Origin of the sequence: Pseudomonas sp. FP1742 (genome assembly GCF_030687145.1) — a bacterium.
Classification (GTDB): Bacteria; Pseudomonadota; Gammaproteobacteria; order Pseudomonadales; family Pseudomonadaceae; genus Aquipseudomonas; species Aquipseudomonas frederiksbergensis_D.
Genome location: NZ_CP117460.1, coordinates 3,359,624 through 3,376,363 on the forward strand (window position 1 = coordinate 3,359,624; position 16,740 = coordinate 3,376,363).

Genomic DNA, 16,740 nt, shown 5'->3' on the forward strand with positions numbered 1-16,740 from the left:
AAGCCCGCTCCCACAGGATTCTTCTGAGTCAGGAGGAACTCAATACCCCGGAACCTCGCGCAAAAACACTGACAAATCGGTGATCGGTGGCATGGCCGGAATCTCGGCGTACATCTGGACCACCCAGCCTCGGTGATAACTGGCGTGGTTGACCACATGCAAGAGTATGGCGCCGGCGCTCATGACCCCGCTTTCCCCCGACACGGAGGTGAATTCGATGGGTTTATCCAGCGACTCCTCCGTCTGGGCCGAGCTCCAGCCACAGAACCATTGATCGATCTCCTGTTGCGCCATTCGCAACTCGGGGAGTTCGGTATGGAGCAGGTCATGGGAGGTTTTGAAGTCGTGCCCTCGGCCCTCCAGGTGGGCTTGCCAGATGCAGTCCACCACGTAGATCTGGTTCAAGGTGCCGATCATGTTGTTGAACACCGACCGCCGTTTGCGGTTGAGCTCTTCCGGTGGCAGCGCCATGAGGCTGTCGAAGAGTCGCTGATCGGCCCAGCGCTTGTAATCGGTGAGCATGCGGGCAGTGCGTACGTTGATCATCAGAGGTCTCCCATGGCGATGGGCGCATTGCCAAGAATAGTCCTCGCGGCGCTCGTCATCGCTGCCGCCGATCATTGGCACGCGCTTACCGGTCGATCGCCTGCACCACCCGTTCGGCCAGCGCCAGGCAACTGGTCAGCCCCGGTGACTCGATGCCGAACAGGTTGACCAGCCCCGGCACGCCATGGACGTGCGGGCCGCTGATGATGAAGTCGGCGGCGGGCTCGCCCGGTCCGCTGATTTTCGGGCGAATGCCGCTGTAGGCCGGTTGCAGGCTGCCATCGGGCAACGCCGGCCAGTAACGGCGGATCGCCTGATAGAAACCTTCGCTACGACGGGAATCGACACGGTAATCAACCTGCCCGACCCATTCGACATCCGGCCCGAAACGGGCCTGACCGCCCAGGTCCAAGGTCATGTGCACGCCCAGCCCGGCGCTTTCCGGTGCCGGGTAGACCAGATGCCGGAACGGCGCCGGGCCACTGAAACTGAAATAACTGCCCTTGCATAACCAGGCCTGGGGAACGTGCCGCGCCGACAAGCCTTCGATCCGGCCGGCCACCTCAGGCGCGGACAGTCCCGCGCAGTTGATCAACTGACGACAGCTCAAGGTCATGGGCTGAGCACCGCCCATGTGCAGTTCGAAACCCTGCGCGGTGCAACGGGCCGATTCCAGCGGTGTATGAAAGGCTATCGAAGTACCGCACGCTTCAGCGTCTGCCTGCAGCGCCAGCATCAAGGCGTGGGAGTCGACGATCCCGGTGGACGGCGACCAAAGGGCTGCGACACAGGACAACGCCGGTTCAAGCGCCCGTGCCTGTCCGGCATCCAGCCATTGCAAGTCATCGACACCGTTACGCAGGCCTTGCTCCAGCAACACCTGCAAGGCATGACGCTGGCGATCATCGGTGGCCACGATCAGCTTGCCGAGGCGCCGGTAATCGACGCCATGCTCATCGCAGAAGGCATACAGGCGTTGCCGGCCTTCCACGCACAATTGCGCCTTGAGGCTGCCGCTCGGGTAATAGATGCCGGCATGGATCACTTCCGAATTGCGCGAACTGATGCCCACGCCAATCCCCTCGCCCGCCTCGACCAGGATCACTTCCCGACCGGTGCGGGCCATGGCTCTGGCCACCGCCAGCCCGACCACCCCGGCCCCGACCACCACGCATTCGATATCGATGCTCACCTGCCCTCCACTCATTCAAGCCAGCCCTGGCTGCCGATCATCGATCAGGCTGAAGAATATCGCCAGTCCATGACCACGAAGCGAATGCGGCACGGAGGGAGTTCTCGGCCCTTGAGTCGGCTCTGAACAGTCGCCGGTGCATATCTCGCATCGACAGGGAACTCCTGACCACCGCCCGGCATCCTAAATTATGTGTTACTTCCTTTACGCTTCACGCTTTGGAGGACGCCGTCATGCGCCGTCTGTTTCTCATCTCTTCGCTAGTGCTTTGTTTGCCCGTTGGTTCGGCTATGGCCGGGGTGGATGCAAAAGATGTCGCCACCTCAGCCGGGGTCTCCGCATCGCTGTACTCGACGTTCAAGGATAATAAACTGGTCGTTCCCGCCCGGGATGACGCCTCCAGTTTTGTCGCCAGCGGCGGCACGATCCGTGGTGTTTACCTGGAGTCGGTATTGAAGGAGATTCGCCAGAATCATCCCGATCTGAAGGCCAGCGATGAAGATCTGGCCAGAGCGATCCTCGTTCAGGAAGGTGTTCCAGCCGGTCAATAAAGTCTCAAACGTAAGCGGTAGGGCTAGTGACAGCCCTACCTTGCTTCAGCGCTGTGTTTTTCAACCCCGGCAGACAGGCGTGCCCAGCCGGCGACCAACTGCGCGCTGATGCTGACGCCACCGCACACCACAATCACCACGTCATGGGCCTCGGCAATCGCCGGATGGTCGAGGTACGCCACCGCCAATGAAACACCGCACGCCGGTTCGACCAACTGGCGCAGGTCGTTGGCGTAACGAACCACGCCCATGATCGCCTCCTCATCGCTGAGCACCACGCATTCGTGGGCAAAATCGAGGATGTGCTGCACCGGCCAGGCGGCTACTTGCGCGGCGCCGAGTGAGGTGGCGACGGTATCGATGCGCGGCAACCTGACTGGGTGCCCGGCAGCGATGGCAGCGGCGAAAGACGCCGCGCCCCGGGTTTCGCACGCAACAATCCGGCAGTCCATACGTTGATGACGGATCAACCCGGTGAGCAGACCCGCCAGCAAACCACCGCCCCCGACCGATGTCACCAACGCATCGACCTGAGGACAGTCCTCAAGGATTTCATCGACCATCGTGCTGTGCCCTTCCCACAACACCGGGTGATCGAAAGCCGGGACGTATTCAGTGTCCGCCCCCTGTGCGAGTTCTTTCGCCCGTTGATTGGCCTCGTCCCACACCTTGCCGTGAACGATCACCTCGGCCCCGGTTTTCCTGATCCGGGCGCGGGTGGTTTCCGGGGTGGTGCTCGGTACCACGATGCAGGCTTTGAGCCCAAGGCTGGCGGCGGCCACCGCCGTGGCCAAACCGGCATTGCCACCGGAAGGGCAGACGACTTTGCGCTTGCCCTGCGCCGCCGCCTGACTGCACAGAAGGCCCATGCCGCGCAGTTTGAACGAGCCGCTGGGTTGCAGGTTTTCCAGTTTGAGCCAGATTCGCCGGGCCGGAGTCGACAGGCCCGGGTGCAGAATCAGCGGCGTTCTGATGTGAAGCATCGCGTGCTCCTTGTGGCAGACCCGGTTCATTGAGGTCGCTCAATGAACCGGGAGTGAACGGGCGGGATCATCCTTATCCAAGCTTAGTTCACCCTGCTCGACGACTACCGCTCTCATAACGGGCTGCCCTCTACACTGGTGATATGCCCTTTTTGCGAGATCAGTTATGAAAATCTCAGCCAAACTCGCGTTTTTCGCCCTCGTCAGCACCCTTGCCTACCTCGCTCTCGCGGTGTTCGGGCTGGGCGGGTTGGCGGCGTTTTTCTCGCATCCACCGCTGGTGGTCATTGCGCTTGCGACCCTGGTGATGGCGATCGTGTCGTTGTTCAGTGAGGGCAATTTGAGCACTGGCGAACGTGAAGACCGGGCCAATCGCTGGGTTCTGCCGGTCTTTGGGGTGCTCGGGTTGTTGAGCGGGTATCTGCCGGCCTACACCGACCGGATCGACTTCTGGACCTTCGGTGGCGAGGGCGTGCGTTGGCTGGGCGCGTTGCTGTTCATCGGCGGCGGCGCATTGCGGATGTGGCCGGTATTTGTACTCGGCAAACGCTTCAGCGGGCTGGTGGCGATTCAACCGGGGCATCGCCTGGTCACCGACGGGATTTATCGGAATGTGCGCAACCCCAGCTACCTGGGGTTGCTGATCAATGGCGTGGGCTGGGCGCTGGCGTTTCGTTCCAGTGTCGGGTTGCTGCTGGTGGCGCTGATGCTGATACCGCTGATCGCCCGCATTCGCTCCGAAGAAGCGCTGTTACGCACACAGTTCGGCAGCGAATACGAGGCTTACTGCGCCCGTAGCTGGCGATTGATTCCGGGGATCTATTGAGCTGACCACAATCAACGGTGGGAGCGGGCTTGCTCGCGAAGGCGGTTTAACATCCAGCATGGAGGTCGACTGACACACCGCCTTCGCGAGCAAGCCCGCTCCCACATCAGATTGCGTACAGGCTGATGTGGCGGTCGAGATCCACTCGTGCCTCGACCAGGTCATAACGGGCCAGTGTGGCGTGCAGGGTCTGAAGCGGATGAACATGGGTCGCGGTGATGACCACGACATTGGCGCCCGCCGCTTCGCCCGCACGAATCCCGGCGGCCGCATCTTCGAAAATCAGGCACTGGGCAGGATCAACCTGCAAGCGATGAGCCGCCAGCCAATAACCAGCAGGGTCGGGTTTGCCGGCGCTGACGTCTTCCGCGGTGACCATCACGTCGGGTTCGGGAATACCGGCCGCCGCCATTCGGCGCAGCGCCAGCGCCCGTGGCGCCGAGGTGACGATGGCCCATTGGTTGGCGGGCAGTGACTTCAAGAAACTCGCCGCGCCGGGCACCTCGACAACCCCTTGCACATCGTCGATTTCCGCCTCGGTGATCCACGCCGCTTCAGCTTCAGCGTCCACCCCCGGCAAGGCCAGACGGTTGATCGTGTCGATGGCACGAACACCATGAATGGTTGGCAGAAAGCTCTCGACATCGACACCGTGGCGCACGGCCCAGGCAGTCCAGATCCGTTCGGCGGCGGCGATGGAGTTGAGGACGGTTCCGTCCATATCAAACAGGAAGGCGCGGTATGACCTGTTGAGCAGGGATGTTTGAACAGACAAAAGGGAGGTTTCCTTCGGCAAGAACCAGGCAAGTGTTGCCAGGCAATGTACACCATCCGCTACAGGTTTCGGCTCGACTGCAAGGCGCTTTGCACACAATCGAGCAACTGCCCCACCGCCCAGGGTTTCTTGATGAACGAAACCGGATGTTTGACCCCGGAGCTTTTCGGGGTTTCAAAGCCGGACATGATCATGATCGGTTTGTCTGGCCAACGGTCGCCAAACTGATTGGCCAGGTCCGCGCCATTGAGTTTGCCCGGCATGGTGATGTCCGTCAGCAGTAACCCCACCTGCGGGGCGTGCTGCTCCAGAAACTGCGACGCGGCGTCCGCGCTGATCTGTGGTTCAACCGTAAAGCCTTCCTCCTGAAGAATTTCGCAAAGAAACTCCAGGATCAACGGGTCGTCCTCAACCACAAGAATCAATCCGTCAGACATGTGCGTGCCCGCCGTTGATGCTGGACTCATGACTGTGCCACTCCCTGATTGCGCAAATAGTTTCGCAGGCTCAAATCCGCCACCTACAGGTATGAACAGCGGACCTCGCGGAAAATTCATTTTTGATACACCTATCCAGGGCATTCTGCGTTCCAGGCCGCTAAACATGACCGCTTGTCCGCGCATAATTGTGGTTAAAATGCCGCCCTTTCCACATGATCGACCCTGCCCGATGAATCCAGACGCCCTCTCCATCCTCCACGACCATTTGCTCACCGCGCTTGCGGCAGCACCCGCAGAAACCCGTCGGCTGTTTCATGGCCGTGGCCGCTGCTGGCCGGGGCTGGAGCAATTGACCGTCGACTGGCTGCAAGGCGTGGTGCTGGTCTGCATATTCAAGGAGCCGCAGGCATCACAACTGGAGGATTTGAAGCAGCGGCTGATGGTGCTCACGCAGTCGCCTGCATGGAAGACCTCCGGCGCGCATACCTTGCTGCTGCAACATCGCTATCTGCAGGAAAGCACCACCGAATGGCTGCTCGGGGAGCCGATCGAGGAAATGACGATCACCGAGGGCGGCCTGCAGTATCGTGTGGACCTGGGCCGCAAACAGAACACCGGCCTGTTTCTCGACATGCGCTACGGTCGTGATTGGGTGCGGGCCAACGCCGATGGCAAGCGGGTGTTGAACCTGTTCGCCTATACCTGTGGGTTTTCGGTGGCCGCCATTGCGGGAGGCGCGGCGCATGTGGTCAATCTGGACATGTCCCGCGCAGCCCTGAGCCGTGGCCGCGACAATCATCGGCTCAATGGCCATGACCTGAGCAAGGTGAGTTTTCTCGGCCACGACCTGTTCAAGTCCTGGGGCAAAGTGATCAATAGCGGCCCTTACGATCTGGTGATCATCGACCCACCGTCCTTTCAGAAAGGCAGTTTTCTGCTGACCAAGGATTATCAGCGCGTGCTGCGCCGTCTCCCGGAACTGCTCAGCCCCCAGGGCACGGTTTTGGCCTGCATGAACGACCCGGCCTTTGGCGCGGACTTTCTCATCGACGGCGTCACCCGCGAAGCGCCGAGCCTGCGGTTTGAGCAGCGGCTGGAAAATCCGCCGGAATTTCCCGATGCCGATGTTGAGTGTGGGTTGAAGGCGTTGGTGTTCAGGCAGGGGTAGTTGAGGATCAAAAGGGTGATTCAACACCAGGCAGGCCGACCGGACTCAGTAGACTAATGGTACTTGAGCCCGAACCCGCAGCTTCCTACGATGATGATACGCAGCGGTTGGAGGTTTAAATCGCTGCGTAAGCGGTGGGTGAACTGAACCCCAATAAGCCCACCACTTGTTTCATGCGCATCTTGAGCCTCTGGGCTCTACTTCCTCCCCATCAAAGAGCTTTGAGGCTCTTTTTTTGCCTGTCAAAAAGCCTCGGCACCGACCGCTCGGCAACGTTGAACATCTTGCCCCGCGTCGCAGCGCCCGGAGGCAGCGAAAAGCTCACGACCGATCGCGCGCGCAGCCTCCAGATGAACTGTCGGGTCCTGGATTTCCGATTCGAGCAGCAACTCGGACGTCACCACGCAAGCACCGCAATAATCGAAGATCCCATGGTCGATCTGCGTCTTCATGGCGTCGGCATAACCGTGGCGCGCATAGGTTCCTGCGTCGGCACCGCCAACACCCACCAGATGAACCCGCAGATGGCGAAGCTTCTTCTCCAACCTGGCATCCGCCGCGAAATCGAACGCCCAGCCATTCGCGAACACGCGGTCGATCCAGCCTTTGAGCAGCGCCGGCATCGACCACCAATAAACCGGATAAACCAGCACCAGCGCATCGGCGTGGTCGATTCGCGCCTGCTCGGCGGCCACATCGGCGGGCGGCGGTGCTTCACGGTGATGGACGGCGAGATCGGCCGCGCCGAATCTCGGATCGAATCCTTGCGCCCAGAGGTCCGCAATTTCAAAAGAGTGGTCGACATCCGCCTCAGTTACTCCTTCAGCGACGTGCCTCGCGAGGCTATGGGTGAGCGATTGGGGGTCATGGTGAGCCACAACGATGAGCGCGTGCATAACAAAATCTCCTGCTACGGAATGAGTGATTGAGGGTGAAAGGCGAGCCTTATATACTTTTGGTAAGTTACGCACACTAAGCTACTTTTGGTATATAGCCATGTCAAGCACCGAAACACCCGAGCAAGATTCCAGTCCGCAACCGCGCCGGCGGATGTCGCGGGAGGAGCGCCTGCGCCAGTTGCTGGATGTCGCCTGGCAACTCGTTCGAGAGGAAGGTACGGACGCGTTGACGCTTGGCCGGCTCGCCGAACAGGCGGGGGTCACAAAACCGGTGGTTTACGATCACTTCACCACCCGCCCCGGGTTGCTGGCGGTGCTCTATCAGGAGTTCGACGCACGTCAGACCGCGCTCATGGATACCGCGCTTGAAACCAGTGAACCGACACTGGCCAGCAAGGCAATGGTCATCGCCTCGTCTTATGTCGACTGCGTTTTGCTTCAGGGCCGCGAGATACCGGGTGTGATCGCGGCGCTGACCAGCTCGCCCGAGCTGGAAAAGATCAAGCGCGATTACGAAGCGATCTTCATGGACAAGTGCCGCAACGCCCTGCTCCCCTTCGCCGGAACCGGTGATATCGCGCCAGCGAGTCTTCGGGCGATGCTCGGTGCCGCCGAGGCGCTGTCCCATGCGGCTGCGACCGGAGAAATCACTGCAGTGCAGGCGCAGAACGAACTCTTTGAAACGATCGTGGCGATGGTCGAAAGAAGCGCGCGCCTCGGGAGAGCCTAGAAACCTGAAGCGCATCGTAGGGCTGACAAGCGCCCGCCAGGACAGCAACGTAATGCCACCTATACTCAAGCCACCTACCCCCCATGGGGGGGCCTGCGCTACCGACAATAAAAAGCAGAGGTGGAACATGGTCTGGCAGCAAATCTACGACCCCTTTGGTAACCCCGTGCTATCAACCATCATGGCGGCAGTGCCGGTGGTGGTGATGCTGGTCTCCCTGGCGTTTTTCCACATCAAGGCGCATCTGGCGGCGTTGTTGGCCCTGGGTTCGGCCTTGCTGATCGCGATTTTCGCCTTCGGCATGCCCGCGAACATGGCCGGCTCAGCTGCACTGTTCGGTGCCGCCAACGGGTTGTTGCCGATTGGCTGGATCGTGCTCAACATCATTTTCCTGCATCGGCTGACCACCGAAAACGGCTCGTTCAAAGTGCTGCAAGACTCCCTGGCGCGCATCACCGACGATCGACGTCTGCAATTGCTGCTGATTGCCTTCTGCTTCGGTGCTTTCTTCGAAGGGGCCGCCGGTTTCGGCACTCCCGTGGCGGTAACCGGGGCGATTTTGATCGGGTTGGGTTTCTCGCCCCTGGCCGCGTCCGGCCTGGCGTTGATCGCCAATACCGCGCCGGTGGCGTTCGGCGCTCTGGGCACCCCCGTCATCACCCTGGCCAAAGTGACCGGGCTGGATGAAATGGAGCTGTCGATGATGGTCGGTCGGCAGTTGCCGTTCTTCTCGGTGATCGTGCCGTTCTGGCTGATCTGGGCCTTCGCCGGATGGCGTAAAATGCTGGAAATCTGGCCGGCGATCCTGGTGGCCGGCGTCAGTTTCGCCATACCGCAATTCCTGGTCTCCAACTACCACGGGCCGATGCTGGTGGATGTGATCGCGGCGCTGATTTCCATGGCCTGCCTGACCGGTTTCCTCAGGGTCTGGAAACCAGCCACCGTGCATACCTCTGCCGCCCTTTCAGGGCGAGTCGACAACTCCAAAATAGCCGAGGAGCATGACGAAAAACCCGTCGCCAGCGCGACCTTTGCCAGCGATGCAAAACCTGCCGTGATGCGCGCATGGATGCCGTGGATCATCCTCACGGTGTTCGTTTTCGCCTGGGGCACTCAAAGCTTCAAAAACCTGTTCGATACCCGCCCGGCCATGGATCCGCAAACCCACTCGGCCAGGCTTGATCCTCAGGGCAAGCCCATGCGCGAGGCCAACCCGATCTTTGCCCCGACCGTGACCTTCACCACGATTCACCAACAGATCGAGAAGGTCCCGCCCGTGGTGCCTGCGCCGAAAACCGAGGACGCGATCTACAAGTTCACCTGGTTCACCAGCACCGGTAGCGGCATTTTGCTCGCGGCGATCCTTGGCGGGCTGCTGATGGGTTATTCCATCCCGCAACTGCTGCACCATTACCTGCGAACGCTGTGGGTAGTGCGCTATTCGCTCACCACCATTGTGGCGATGCTCGCCCTGGGTTTTCTGACCCGCTACTCGGGCCTCGACGCCACCATGGGCCTGGCCTTCGCCGCAACGGGCATTTTCTACCCGATGTTCGGCACCCTGCTCGGCTGGCTCGGTGTGGCCCTGACCGGCTCTGACACGGCTTCCAACGTGCTGTTCGGCGGCTTGCAACGGGTAACCTCCGAGCAACTGGGCCTGAGCCCGGTGCTGATGGCCGCCGCGAACAGCTCCGGCGGGGTCATGGGCAAGATGGTCGACGCCCAGTCGATCGTGGTCGCGTCCACCGCCACCCGCTGGTACGGCCATGAAGGGGAAATCCTGCGTTATGTGTTTTTCCACTCCGTGGTGCTGGCGATTCTGGTCGGCGGGCTGGTGACGCTGCAGGCGTATGTGGCGCCGTTCAGCCATATGGTGGTGGGCGGGCACTGATCCAGGGGGTTGCGGGCCTCATCGCGAACAGGCCCGCCCCCACATTTTTGAACAGCATTGCCCCGCTTATTCGAACCGACACATCCCCCCTGTGGGAGCGGGCTTGCTCGCGAAGGCGGTGTTTCAGACAGCATTGATGTCGACCGACACGCCCTCTTCGCGAGCAAGCCCGCTCCCACCTTTTTGAACTGCATAGCCCCGGCTATTCACCCGACACATACCCCCTGTGGGAGCGGGCTCGCTCGCGAAGGCGGTGTTTCAGGCAGCATTGATGTCGACTGACACGCCCTCTTCGCGAGCAAGCCCGCTCCCACCTTTTTGAACTGCATAGCCCCGGCTATTCACCCGACACATACCCCCTGTGGGAGCGGGCTCGCTCGCGAAGGCGGTGTTTCAGGCAGCATTGATGTCGACTGACACGCCCTCTTCGCGAGCAAGCCCGCTCCCACCTTTTTGAACTGCATTGCCCCGGCTATTCACTCGACACATACCCCCTGTGGGAGCGGGCTTGCTCGCGAAGGCGGTGTTTCAGGCAGCATTGATGTCGACTGACACGCCCTCTTCGCGAGCAAGCCCGCTCCCACCTTTTTGAACTGCATTGCCCCGGCTATTCACCCGACACATCCCCCCTGTGGGAGCGGGCTTGCTCGCGAAGGCGGTGTTTCAGACAGCATTGATGTCGACTGACACGCCCTCTTCGCGAGCAAGCCCGCTCCCACCTTTTGAACTGCATAGCCCCGGCTATTCACCCGACACATCCCCCCTGTGGGAGCGGGCTTGCTCGCGAAGGCGGTGTTTCAGGCAGCATTGATGTCGACTGACACGCCCTCTTCGCGAGCAAGCCCGCTCCCACCTTTTTGAACTGCATTGCCCCGGCTATTCACTCGACACATACCCCCTGTGGGAGCGGGCTTGCCCGCGATGAGGCCATCACCGCCAACCACCATGTCGCCTGCCGGTCCGTTATCGCGAACATTAATTCCAGCCGCCCCCCATTACCTTGTACAACGTCACCCGGTTGCTCTGCTCGGCCAGACGCAGGGTGATCAAGTCCTGTTGGGCGCTGTACAACGAACGCTGGGCGTCGAGCGCTTCGAGGTAGCTTTGCGAGCCGCCGCGATAGAGCGCGTCGGCCAGTTCAAAGCTTTTACGGCTGGCGTCGGTCAAGGCTTGCTGGGCTGTCAGGCGTTGGTCCAGGGTGCTGCGCACCGCCAGGGCATCGGCCACTTCCTTGAAGGCGGTCTGCAAGGTTTGCTGGTAGGTCTGCACCTGAATTTCACGCTCGACCTTGGCCGCATCCAGTGTCGCGCGATTGCTGCCGGCATCGAAGATCGGCAGGCTGACGCTCGGGGCGAAGGTCCAGGCGCCGCTGCCGGACTTGAACAGACCGGACAACGCCGAACTCGCAGAACCGGCATTGGCAGTCAGGCTGATGCTCGGAAAGAACGCCGCCCGGGCCGCGCCGATATCGATGTTGGCCGACTTGAGGGTGTGTTCGGCGGCCAGCACATCCGGGCGCCGTTGCAACAGACTGGACGGTAACTCATCCGGCACCTGCACCAGCAGCGCGACCGATTGCAGGCTCGCGCCGGGCAGCAGTTCATCGGGAATATCGCTGCCGACCAGCAAGCGCAAGGCATTGTGGTCTTGGAGAATCTGACTGGCGTAGACCGCCACATCGCCTCGGGCCGACTCCACAGTGGTTTGCGCCTGGGCCAGGGCCAAGCCGGAAGAGCCGCCCAAGGCATGGCTGCGTTGGGTCAGTTCGTAGGTTGCCTGTTGGCTGCGCAGGGTTTCCTGGGCCAGTTGCAAACGCTCATTGTCCGCCGCCAGGGTCAGCCAGGCCGTGGCCACTTCAGCCACCAGGCTGATCTGGGTGCTGCGCCGGGTTTCGGTCAGTGCCAGATAGTCTTCCAGCGCTTCGTCCTGAAGGTTCTGTACTCTCCCGAACACATCCAGTTCATAACTGCTCAGCCCCAGTTGCGCACTGTACTCATGACTGGTGCTCGCCGTGCCGCTGCTGGACGTGCGGCTATGTGTGCCGCTGACTCCGGCATCGATGGTGGGAAACGCCGCCGCCCGTTGAATGCGATATTGAGCCTGGGCCTTTTCGATGTTCAGGCTGGCCAGACGCAAATCACGGTTGTTGGTCAGGGCCAGGGTCTGTAAGCGCGCCAGGCGACTGTCGGTAAAGAACTGCTGCCAGTGAATATCCGCCGCCGCATCACCTGAGGGCACGCTGGTCGACGGCAACCATTGCCCGGCGACCGGCGCTTCGGGGCGCTGATACTGCGGCGCCAGATTGACACAACCACTGAGCAACGTCAGAGCAGCCAACAAGGGCCAATGAAACTTGATCATGCATCACCTTTCTGCGCGGTTGGGTTGGCGGTTGTTGCGGTGGATACGCGACCGAAACGACGACGGATCAGCACGAAAAACAGCGGCACAAAGAAGATCCCCAGCACGGTGGCGCTGAACATGCCCCCCAGCACGCCAGTGCCGATGGCCTGGCGCCCGGCTGAACCGGCGCCGGAGCTCAATGCCAGTGGCAACACGCCGAACATGAAGGCCAAAGACGTCATCAGGATCGGTCGCAGGCGTTGACGCACGGCGGTCAGCGTCGCGTCCCTCAGGCTATTGCCCTGCTCTTGCAGGTGCTTGGCAAACTCAACGATCAGGATCGCGTTCTTCGCCGCCAGCCCCACCGTGGTCAACAACCCGACCTGAAAGTACACGTCGTTGCTCAAACCACTGAACCGAGTCGCCAGCACCGCGCCGACCACCCCCAGCGGCACCACCAGCATTACCGAAAACGGCACCGACCAACTCTCGTACAACGCCGCCAGGCAGAGGAACACAAACAGCACCGAGATCCCGTACAGCAGCGGTGCCTGGGAGCCGGACAAGCGCAGTTGATATGACTGCCCGGTCCACTCGTAGCCGATGCCTTCGGGCAGTTGTTTGATGATCGCTTCCACCGCATCCATGGCGACCCCGGAGCTCACCCCCGGTGCCGGATCACCGACCACTTCCAGCGAGGCATTGCCGTTGTAGCGTTCCAGCAACGGCGAGCCATAGCTCCACGCGCTACTGGCGAACGAGGAAAACGGCACCATCTCACCTTTGCTGTTGCGCACGAACCAGTGCTCCAGGTCGGCCGCCTGCATCCGCGCCGACGCCTCGCCCTGCACGTAGACCTTTTTCACCCGGCCCTGGTTGAGGAAGTCGTTGACGTAAGTGCCGCCCAACGCGGTGGACAAGGTGCTGTTGATGTCGCTGGTGCTCAGGCTCAAGGCGCCGGCCTTGCGATCGTCGATGCTGACCTTGAGCTGCGGTGTATCGTCCAGGCCATTGCTGCGTACTCCCAGCAGCCGAGGGTCTTTCTTCGCCAACTCGATGAACTGCTCCCGCGCGGCGACCAGGGCGTCATGCCCCAGACCGCCAAGGTCTTTGAGTTGCAGGTCGAACCCCGAACTTTGCCCCAGGCCACGTACAGCCGGCGGCTGCATGACAAACACGCTGGCATCGCTAATGCTCGCCAACGCCAGGGTCGCGCGCTGGGCAATAGAGGCTGCGTCCTGCCCTTTCCCCGATCGCTCGCTCCAGTCCTTGAGTTTGATGAAAGCCCGGCCGGTATTCTGGCTGTTGCCCCCCATGCCCAGGCCGCTGATGCTGATCAGCGCCTCGACTTCCGATTGTTCGAGCATGTAGCTCTCGAACTGCTTCATCACGGCCTGAGTGCGGCTATCGGTGGCGCCTACCGGCAATTGGACCTGCGCCATGAGGATGCCTTGGTCTTCGTCCGGCAAGAACGAAGTCGGCAGGCTGGCATAACCAGCGCCCATCGCCAGCAAAATCACCCCGTACACCAGCAGGCTCCGACGCCCGCGCTGCAAAATGCCGCCGACCCCTTGTTGATAGCGCAAGGCGCTGCGTTCGAAGCTGCGGTTGAACCAGCCGAAGAAGCCGCTTTGCGCACCATGGCCCTGGGCATCGGAAGGCTTGAGCAAGGTCGCACACAAGGCCGGTGTCAGGGTCATCGCCACCAACACCGACAGGAGCATGGCCGAGACAATGGTCACCGAAAACTGCCGATAGATAATCCCGGTGGAACCGCCAAAAAATGCCATGGGAATAAACACGGCGCTGAGCACCAGAGCGATGCCGATCAGCGCGCTGGTGATTTCCGTCATGGACTGGCGAGTCGCCGCCAGCGCCGAAAGTCCCTTCTCACCCATCACTCGCTCGACGTTCTCCACCACCACGATGGCATCGTCCACCAGCAGTCCGATAGCCAGGACCATGGCGAACATGGTCAGGGTATTGATTGAATAGCCGAACAGCGCCAGCACGCCAAAGGTGCCCAGCAATACCACTGGCACGGTGATCGCCGGGATCAGCGTGGCCCGCAGATTCTGCAGGAACAGGAACATGATCAGCACCACCAGCACGATGGCTTCGCCCAGAGACTTGACCACCTCTTCGATGGACAGGCTGACAAAGGGGGTCGTGTCGTATGCGATCACGTTCTTGAGCTGCATTTCTGCCGGGTAGAAAGGCTCCAGTTCCTTGAGTTTGGCCTTCACGGCCTCACCCACGCTCAAGGCATTGGCCCCGGCGGCGAGCTGCACGCCCATGGCGGCGGCGGGTTTGCCGTTGAGGGCAGAACTCACGTCGTAGCTTTCGCTGCCCAATTCGACCCGCGCCACATCCCCCAACAGCACCACCGCCCCATTGCTGGTGGACTTGACCACCACGTTGCGAAATTCTTCGGCGGTTTGCAGCTTGCTGCGGGCGCTGATGGTGGCGTTCAACTGTTGCCCGGCCACCGCCGGCAAGGCACCGAGCTGGCCGGCGGACACTTCGGTGTTCTGTGCTTCCAGGGCGCTGCTGATGTCCGAGGGCATCAACGCATACTTTTCCAGCAGTGCCGGGTTCAGCCAGATGCGCATGGCATAGCCCGAACCGAGGGTCTGCACGTCGCCGACGCCATCGATACGACTGATCTGGTCGAGCAAGGTGCTGGAAATGTAGTCGCCGATCTGGGTGCCGGTGACGCTTGGGTTGTCGGAGGCCAGGGCGGCAATCATCAGAAAGTCCGAACCGCCCTTGGTCACGGTCAGGCCTTCGCTCTGCACCGATTGCGGCAGTCGTGATTCGGCCTGTTGCAGTTTGTTCTGCACCTGCATCTGCGCCACATCCGGGTTAGTGCCGGCGGCAAAGGTCAGGCTGATGCTGGCGCTGCCCGCCGAACTGCTGGAGGCCGACATGTAGGTCAGGTTATCCAGCCCTTTCATCTGCTGTTCGATGACCTGCGTCACCGAGTTTTCCACGGTCTCGGCCGAAGCGCCGGTGTAGGTGGCGGAGATCCGTACCGTTGGCGGCGCGATGTCCGGGTACTGTTCCAGCGGCAGTTGGCTGATCGACAAGGCGCCGGCGAGCATAATGACGATGGCGATGACCCAGGCAAAAATCGGTCGATCGATAAAGAACCGCGCCATGCTCAACCCTCCTGCGCAATGGCAGTCGGCGCCGATTGCCGCGTGCGGCTGCGAGTGCCCGTGTTTTGCGCCAGCACCGGGGCGCCGACCCGGACTTTCTGCCCGCCCTCAACAATCACCTGGTCACCCGCCGTCAGGCCCGAGGTGACCCACCATTGGTTGCCCACGGCGCGATCGATAGTCAGCACACGCTGTTCGACCTTGCCATTGACCACCAGCAACACCGACGTCACACCACTGGCGCTGCGGGTCACGGCTTGCTGCGGAATCAGGATCGCTTGATCGTCCCGGGCCTGTTCCAGCACCGCCCGCACATACATGCCCGGCAGCAACAACCGATCCGGATTGGCGATTTCCGCCCGCAGGGTCACGGTGCCAGTGCCCTCATTGACGCTGACCCCGCTGAACTTCAAGCGGCCCTCACGGGCGTAGGTGCTGCCGTCGTCGAGCTTGAGACTGATCCGCGCTTCGCCCTCGCCGTTGCTTTGCAGCACACCGCTGGCGAGGTCGCGCTTGAGGCGCAACAGCTCGGTGGTCGATTGCGTGATATCCACGTAGATCGGGTCCAGTTGCTGCACCGTGGTCAGTGCGCTGTCCTGATTGGCCACCACCAGTGCGCCGGGGGTGACCGTCGAGGTTTCGATGCGCCCGCTGACGGGCGAGCTGATGCGGGTATAGGCCAGGTTGATGCGCGCGGTATCCACGCCGGCCTGGGCCACTTGCAGTTCAGCCTCGGCTGTCAGCAGACTGGCCTGGGCATCCTCGTTGTCCTGCTGGCTGATGGCATCGATCTTCGCCAACTGGGCATCACGCTTGGCCGTGGCCTGAGCCGACTTCAATGTGGCGCGAGCCTTGGCCAGGGTCGCCTGCGCTTCAGCCAATGCGGCTTTGTATGAGGACGCGTCGAGCTGATACAGCGCCTGCCCGGCCTTGACCTCGGCGCCTTCGACAAACAGCCGCTGCTGGACGATACCGCCGACCTGCGGGCGAATCTCGGCGACCATGAACGCCTGAGTGCGCCCGGCCAGCTCCGTGGTCAGCGCCTGGCTTTGGGGTTGCACCGTGATCACTGACACCTTGGCCGGTTCGACCACGGGCGCGGATGCGCCGGGGGAGCAGCCGCTCAATACCAACAGAACGATCAAGGACAGTAAAACCGCGGCGGTTACCAGGGATTTGGCGAGAATTTTGGTCGACATAAATGCCTCTGCAAGACGGGGTGGCTGAAGCCAGAC

General features: G+C 61.5%; 14 protein-coding genes. 5 read left to right on the forward strand and 9 right to left on the reverse strand.

The window, feature by feature from the left end; translation table 11 throughout:
- Window positions 1-39: 39 nt before the first annotated feature.
- Both PSH64_RS14925 and PSH64_RS14930 read right to left on the reverse strand, forming a co-directional pair.
- Window positions 40-546, reverse strand: coding sequence for a DinB family protein (locus PSH64_RS14925; RefSeq protein ID WP_305477653.1), 507 nt, complete (start codon window positions 544-546; stop codon window positions 40-42).
- An 85-nt stretch (window positions 547-631) separates the two neighbouring features.
- A complete protein-coding gene (locus PSH64_RS14930; RefSeq protein ID WP_305477654.1) occupies window positions 632-1,738 on the reverse strand; it encodes an NAD(P)/FAD-dependent oxidoreductase in 1,107 nt (368 codons plus the stop codon).
- Between the two features lie 233 nt (window positions 1,739-1,971).
- Between PSH64_RS14930 and PSH64_RS14935 the strand changes: the two genes are divergently transcribed.
- The gene (locus tag PSH64_RS14935; protein ID WP_105345794.1) at window positions 1,972-2,289 is read left to right on the forward strand and encodes a DUF2388 domain-containing protein; all 318 of its coding nucleotides are present in this window, start codon (window positions 1,972-1,974) and stop codon (window positions 2,287-2,289) included.
- A 35-nt stretch (window positions 2,290-2,324) separates the two neighbouring features.
- Here PSH64_RS14935 and PSH64_RS14940 read toward each other — a convergent pair whose 3' ends face one another.
- Window positions 2,325-3,272 (reverse strand): pyridoxal-phosphate dependent enzyme, encoded by a 948-nt coding sequence (locus PSH64_RS14940; RefSeq protein WP_305477655.1) that lies wholly within the window; start codon window positions 3,270-3,272, stop codon window positions 2,325-2,327.
- Between the two features lie 166 nt (window positions 3,273-3,438).
- On the opposite strand from PSH64_RS14940, the gene PSH64_RS14945 reads away from it, so the two are divergent.
- Complete coding sequence (locus PSH64_RS14945) at window positions 3,439-4,098, forward strand: isoprenylcysteine carboxylmethyltransferase family protein (protein WP_105345789.1); 660 nt, start codon at window positions 3,439-3,441, stop codon at window positions 4,096-4,098.
- Window positions 4,099-4,204: 106 nt separating this feature from the next.
- Here PSH64_RS14945 and PSH64_RS14950 read toward each other — a convergent pair whose 3' ends face one another.
- Both PSH64_RS14950 and PSH64_RS14955 read right to left on the reverse strand, forming a co-directional pair.
- Entirely contained in the window at window positions 4,205-4,873 is a 669-nt protein-coding gene (locus PSH64_RS14950; RefSeq protein ID WP_105345787.1) for an HAD-IA family hydrolase, read from the reverse strand.
- A 59-nt stretch (window positions 4,874-4,932) separates the two neighbouring features.
- Entirely contained in the window at window positions 4,933-5,340 is a 408-nt protein-coding gene (locus PSH64_RS14955) for a response regulator (protein ID WP_305477656.1), read from the reverse strand.
- A 202-nt stretch (window positions 5,341-5,542) separates the two neighbouring features.
- Here PSH64_RS14955 and PSH64_RS14960 point away from each other — a divergent pair, with 202 nt between their 5' ends.
- Window positions 5,543-6,481: a class I SAM-dependent methyltransferase gene (locus tag PSH64_RS14960; protein ID WP_105345782.1), complete on the forward strand. Its 939-nt coding sequence runs from the start codon at window positions 5,543-5,545 to the stop codon at window positions 6,479-6,481.
- Window positions 6,482-6,723: 242 nt separating this feature from the next.
- Here the strand turns inward: PSH64_RS14960 and PSH64_RS14965 are convergent, their stop codons facing one another.
- Complete coding sequence (locus PSH64_RS14965) at window positions 6,724-7,377, reverse strand: NAD(P)H-dependent oxidoreductase (protein ID WP_305477657.1); 654 nt, start codon at window positions 7,375-7,377, stop codon at window positions 6,724-6,726.
- Between the two features lie 100 nt (window positions 7,378-7,477).
- On the opposite strand from PSH64_RS14965, the gene PSH64_RS14970 reads away from it, so the two are divergent.
- Together PSH64_RS14970 and PSH64_RS14975 are read left to right on the forward strand one after the other, a co-directional pair.
- Complete coding sequence (locus PSH64_RS14970) at window positions 7,478-8,110, forward strand: TetR/AcrR family transcriptional regulator (RefSeq protein WP_305477658.1); 633 nt, start codon at window positions 7,478-7,480, stop codon at window positions 8,108-8,110.
- Between the two features lie 127 nt (window positions 8,111-8,237).
- A complete protein-coding gene (locus PSH64_RS14975) occupies window positions 8,238-10,001 on the forward strand; it encodes an L-lactate permease (protein ID WP_305477659.1) in 1,764 nt (587 codons plus the stop codon).
- A gap of 975 nt (window positions 10,002-10,976) precedes the next feature.
- On the opposite strand, the gene PSH64_RS14980 is transcribed toward PSH64_RS14975, so the two are convergent.
- Genes PSH64_RS14980 through PSH64_RS14990 form a run of 3 tightly spaced genes read right to left on the reverse strand, consistent with a single transcriptional unit; the run spans window position 10,977 to window position 16,704 of the window.
- On the reverse strand, window positions 10,977-12,362 hold the full coding sequence (locus tag PSH64_RS14980) for an efflux transporter outer membrane subunit (protein ID WP_305477660.1): 1,386 nt from the start codon (window positions 12,360-12,362) through the stop codon (window positions 10,977-10,979).
- Complete coding sequence (locus PSH64_RS14985; RefSeq protein ID WP_305477661.1) at window positions 12,359-15,505, reverse strand: efflux RND transporter permease subunit; 3,147 nt, start codon at window positions 15,503-15,505, stop codon at window positions 12,359-12,361. Before PSH64_RS14985 ends, PSH64_RS14980 begins: the two co-directional genes overlap by 4 nt.
- A gap of 2 nt (window positions 15,506-15,507) precedes the next feature.
- The gene (locus tag PSH64_RS14990) at window positions 15,508-16,704 is read right to left on the reverse strand and encodes an efflux RND transporter periplasmic adaptor subunit (protein WP_305477662.1); all 1,197 of its coding nucleotides are present in this window, start codon (window positions 16,702-16,704) and stop codon (window positions 15,508-15,510) included.
- Window positions 16,705-16,740 lie beyond the last annotated feature (36 nt).

What these genes read in the sequence shown, in the direction of transcription:
- PSH64_RS14925 (WP_305477653.1), bottom strand. Translation starts at nt 546, where the DNA reads ATGATCAACGTACGCACTGCCCGCATGCTCACCGATTACAAGCGCTGG.
- PSH64_RS14935 (WP_105345794.1), top strand. Translation starts at nt 1,972, where the DNA reads ATGCGCCGTCTGTTTCTCATCTCTTCGCTAGTGCTTTGTTTGCCCGTT.
- PSH64_RS14940 (WP_305477655.1), bottom strand. Translation starts at nt 3,272, where the DNA reads ATGCTTCACATCAGAACGCCGCTGATTCTGCACCCGGGCCTGTCGACT.
- PSH64_RS14945 (WP_105345789.1), top strand. Translation starts at nt 3,439, where the DNA reads ATGAAAATCTCAGCCAAACTCGCGTTTTTCGCCCTCGTCAGCACCCTT.
- PSH64_RS14955 (WP_305477656.1), bottom strand. Translation starts at nt 5,340, where the DNA reads ATGAGTCCAGCATCAACGGCGGGCACGCACATGTCTGACGGATTGATT.
- PSH64_RS14960 (WP_105345782.1), top strand. Translation starts at nt 5,543, where the DNA reads ATGAATCCAGACGCCCTCTCCATCCTCCACGACCATTTGCTCACCGCG.
- PSH64_RS14965 (WP_305477657.1), bottom strand. Translation starts at nt 7,377, where the DNA reads ATGCACGCGCTCATCGTTGTGGCTCACCATGACCCCCAATCGCTCACC.
- PSH64_RS14970 (WP_305477658.1), top strand. Translation starts at nt 7,478, where the DNA reads ATGTCAAGCACCGAAACACCCGAGCAAGATTCCAGTCCGCAACCGCGC.
- PSH64_RS14975 (WP_305477659.1), top strand. Translation starts at nt 8,238, where the DNA reads ATGGTCTGGCAGCAAATCTACGACCCCTTTGGTAACCCCGTGCTATCA.
- PSH64_RS14980 (WP_305477660.1), bottom strand. Translation starts at nt 12,362, where the DNA reads ATGATCAAGTTTCATTGGCCCTTGTTGGCTGCTCTGACGTTGCTCAGT.
- PSH64_RS14985 (WP_305477661.1), bottom strand. Translation starts at nt 15,505, where the DNA reads ATGGCGCGGTTCTTTATCGATCGACCGATTTTTGCCTGGGTCATCGCC.
- PSH64_RS14990 (WP_305477662.1), bottom strand. Translation starts at nt 16,704, where the DNA reads ATGTCGACCAAAATTCTCGCCAAATCCCTGGTAACCGCCGCGGTTTTA.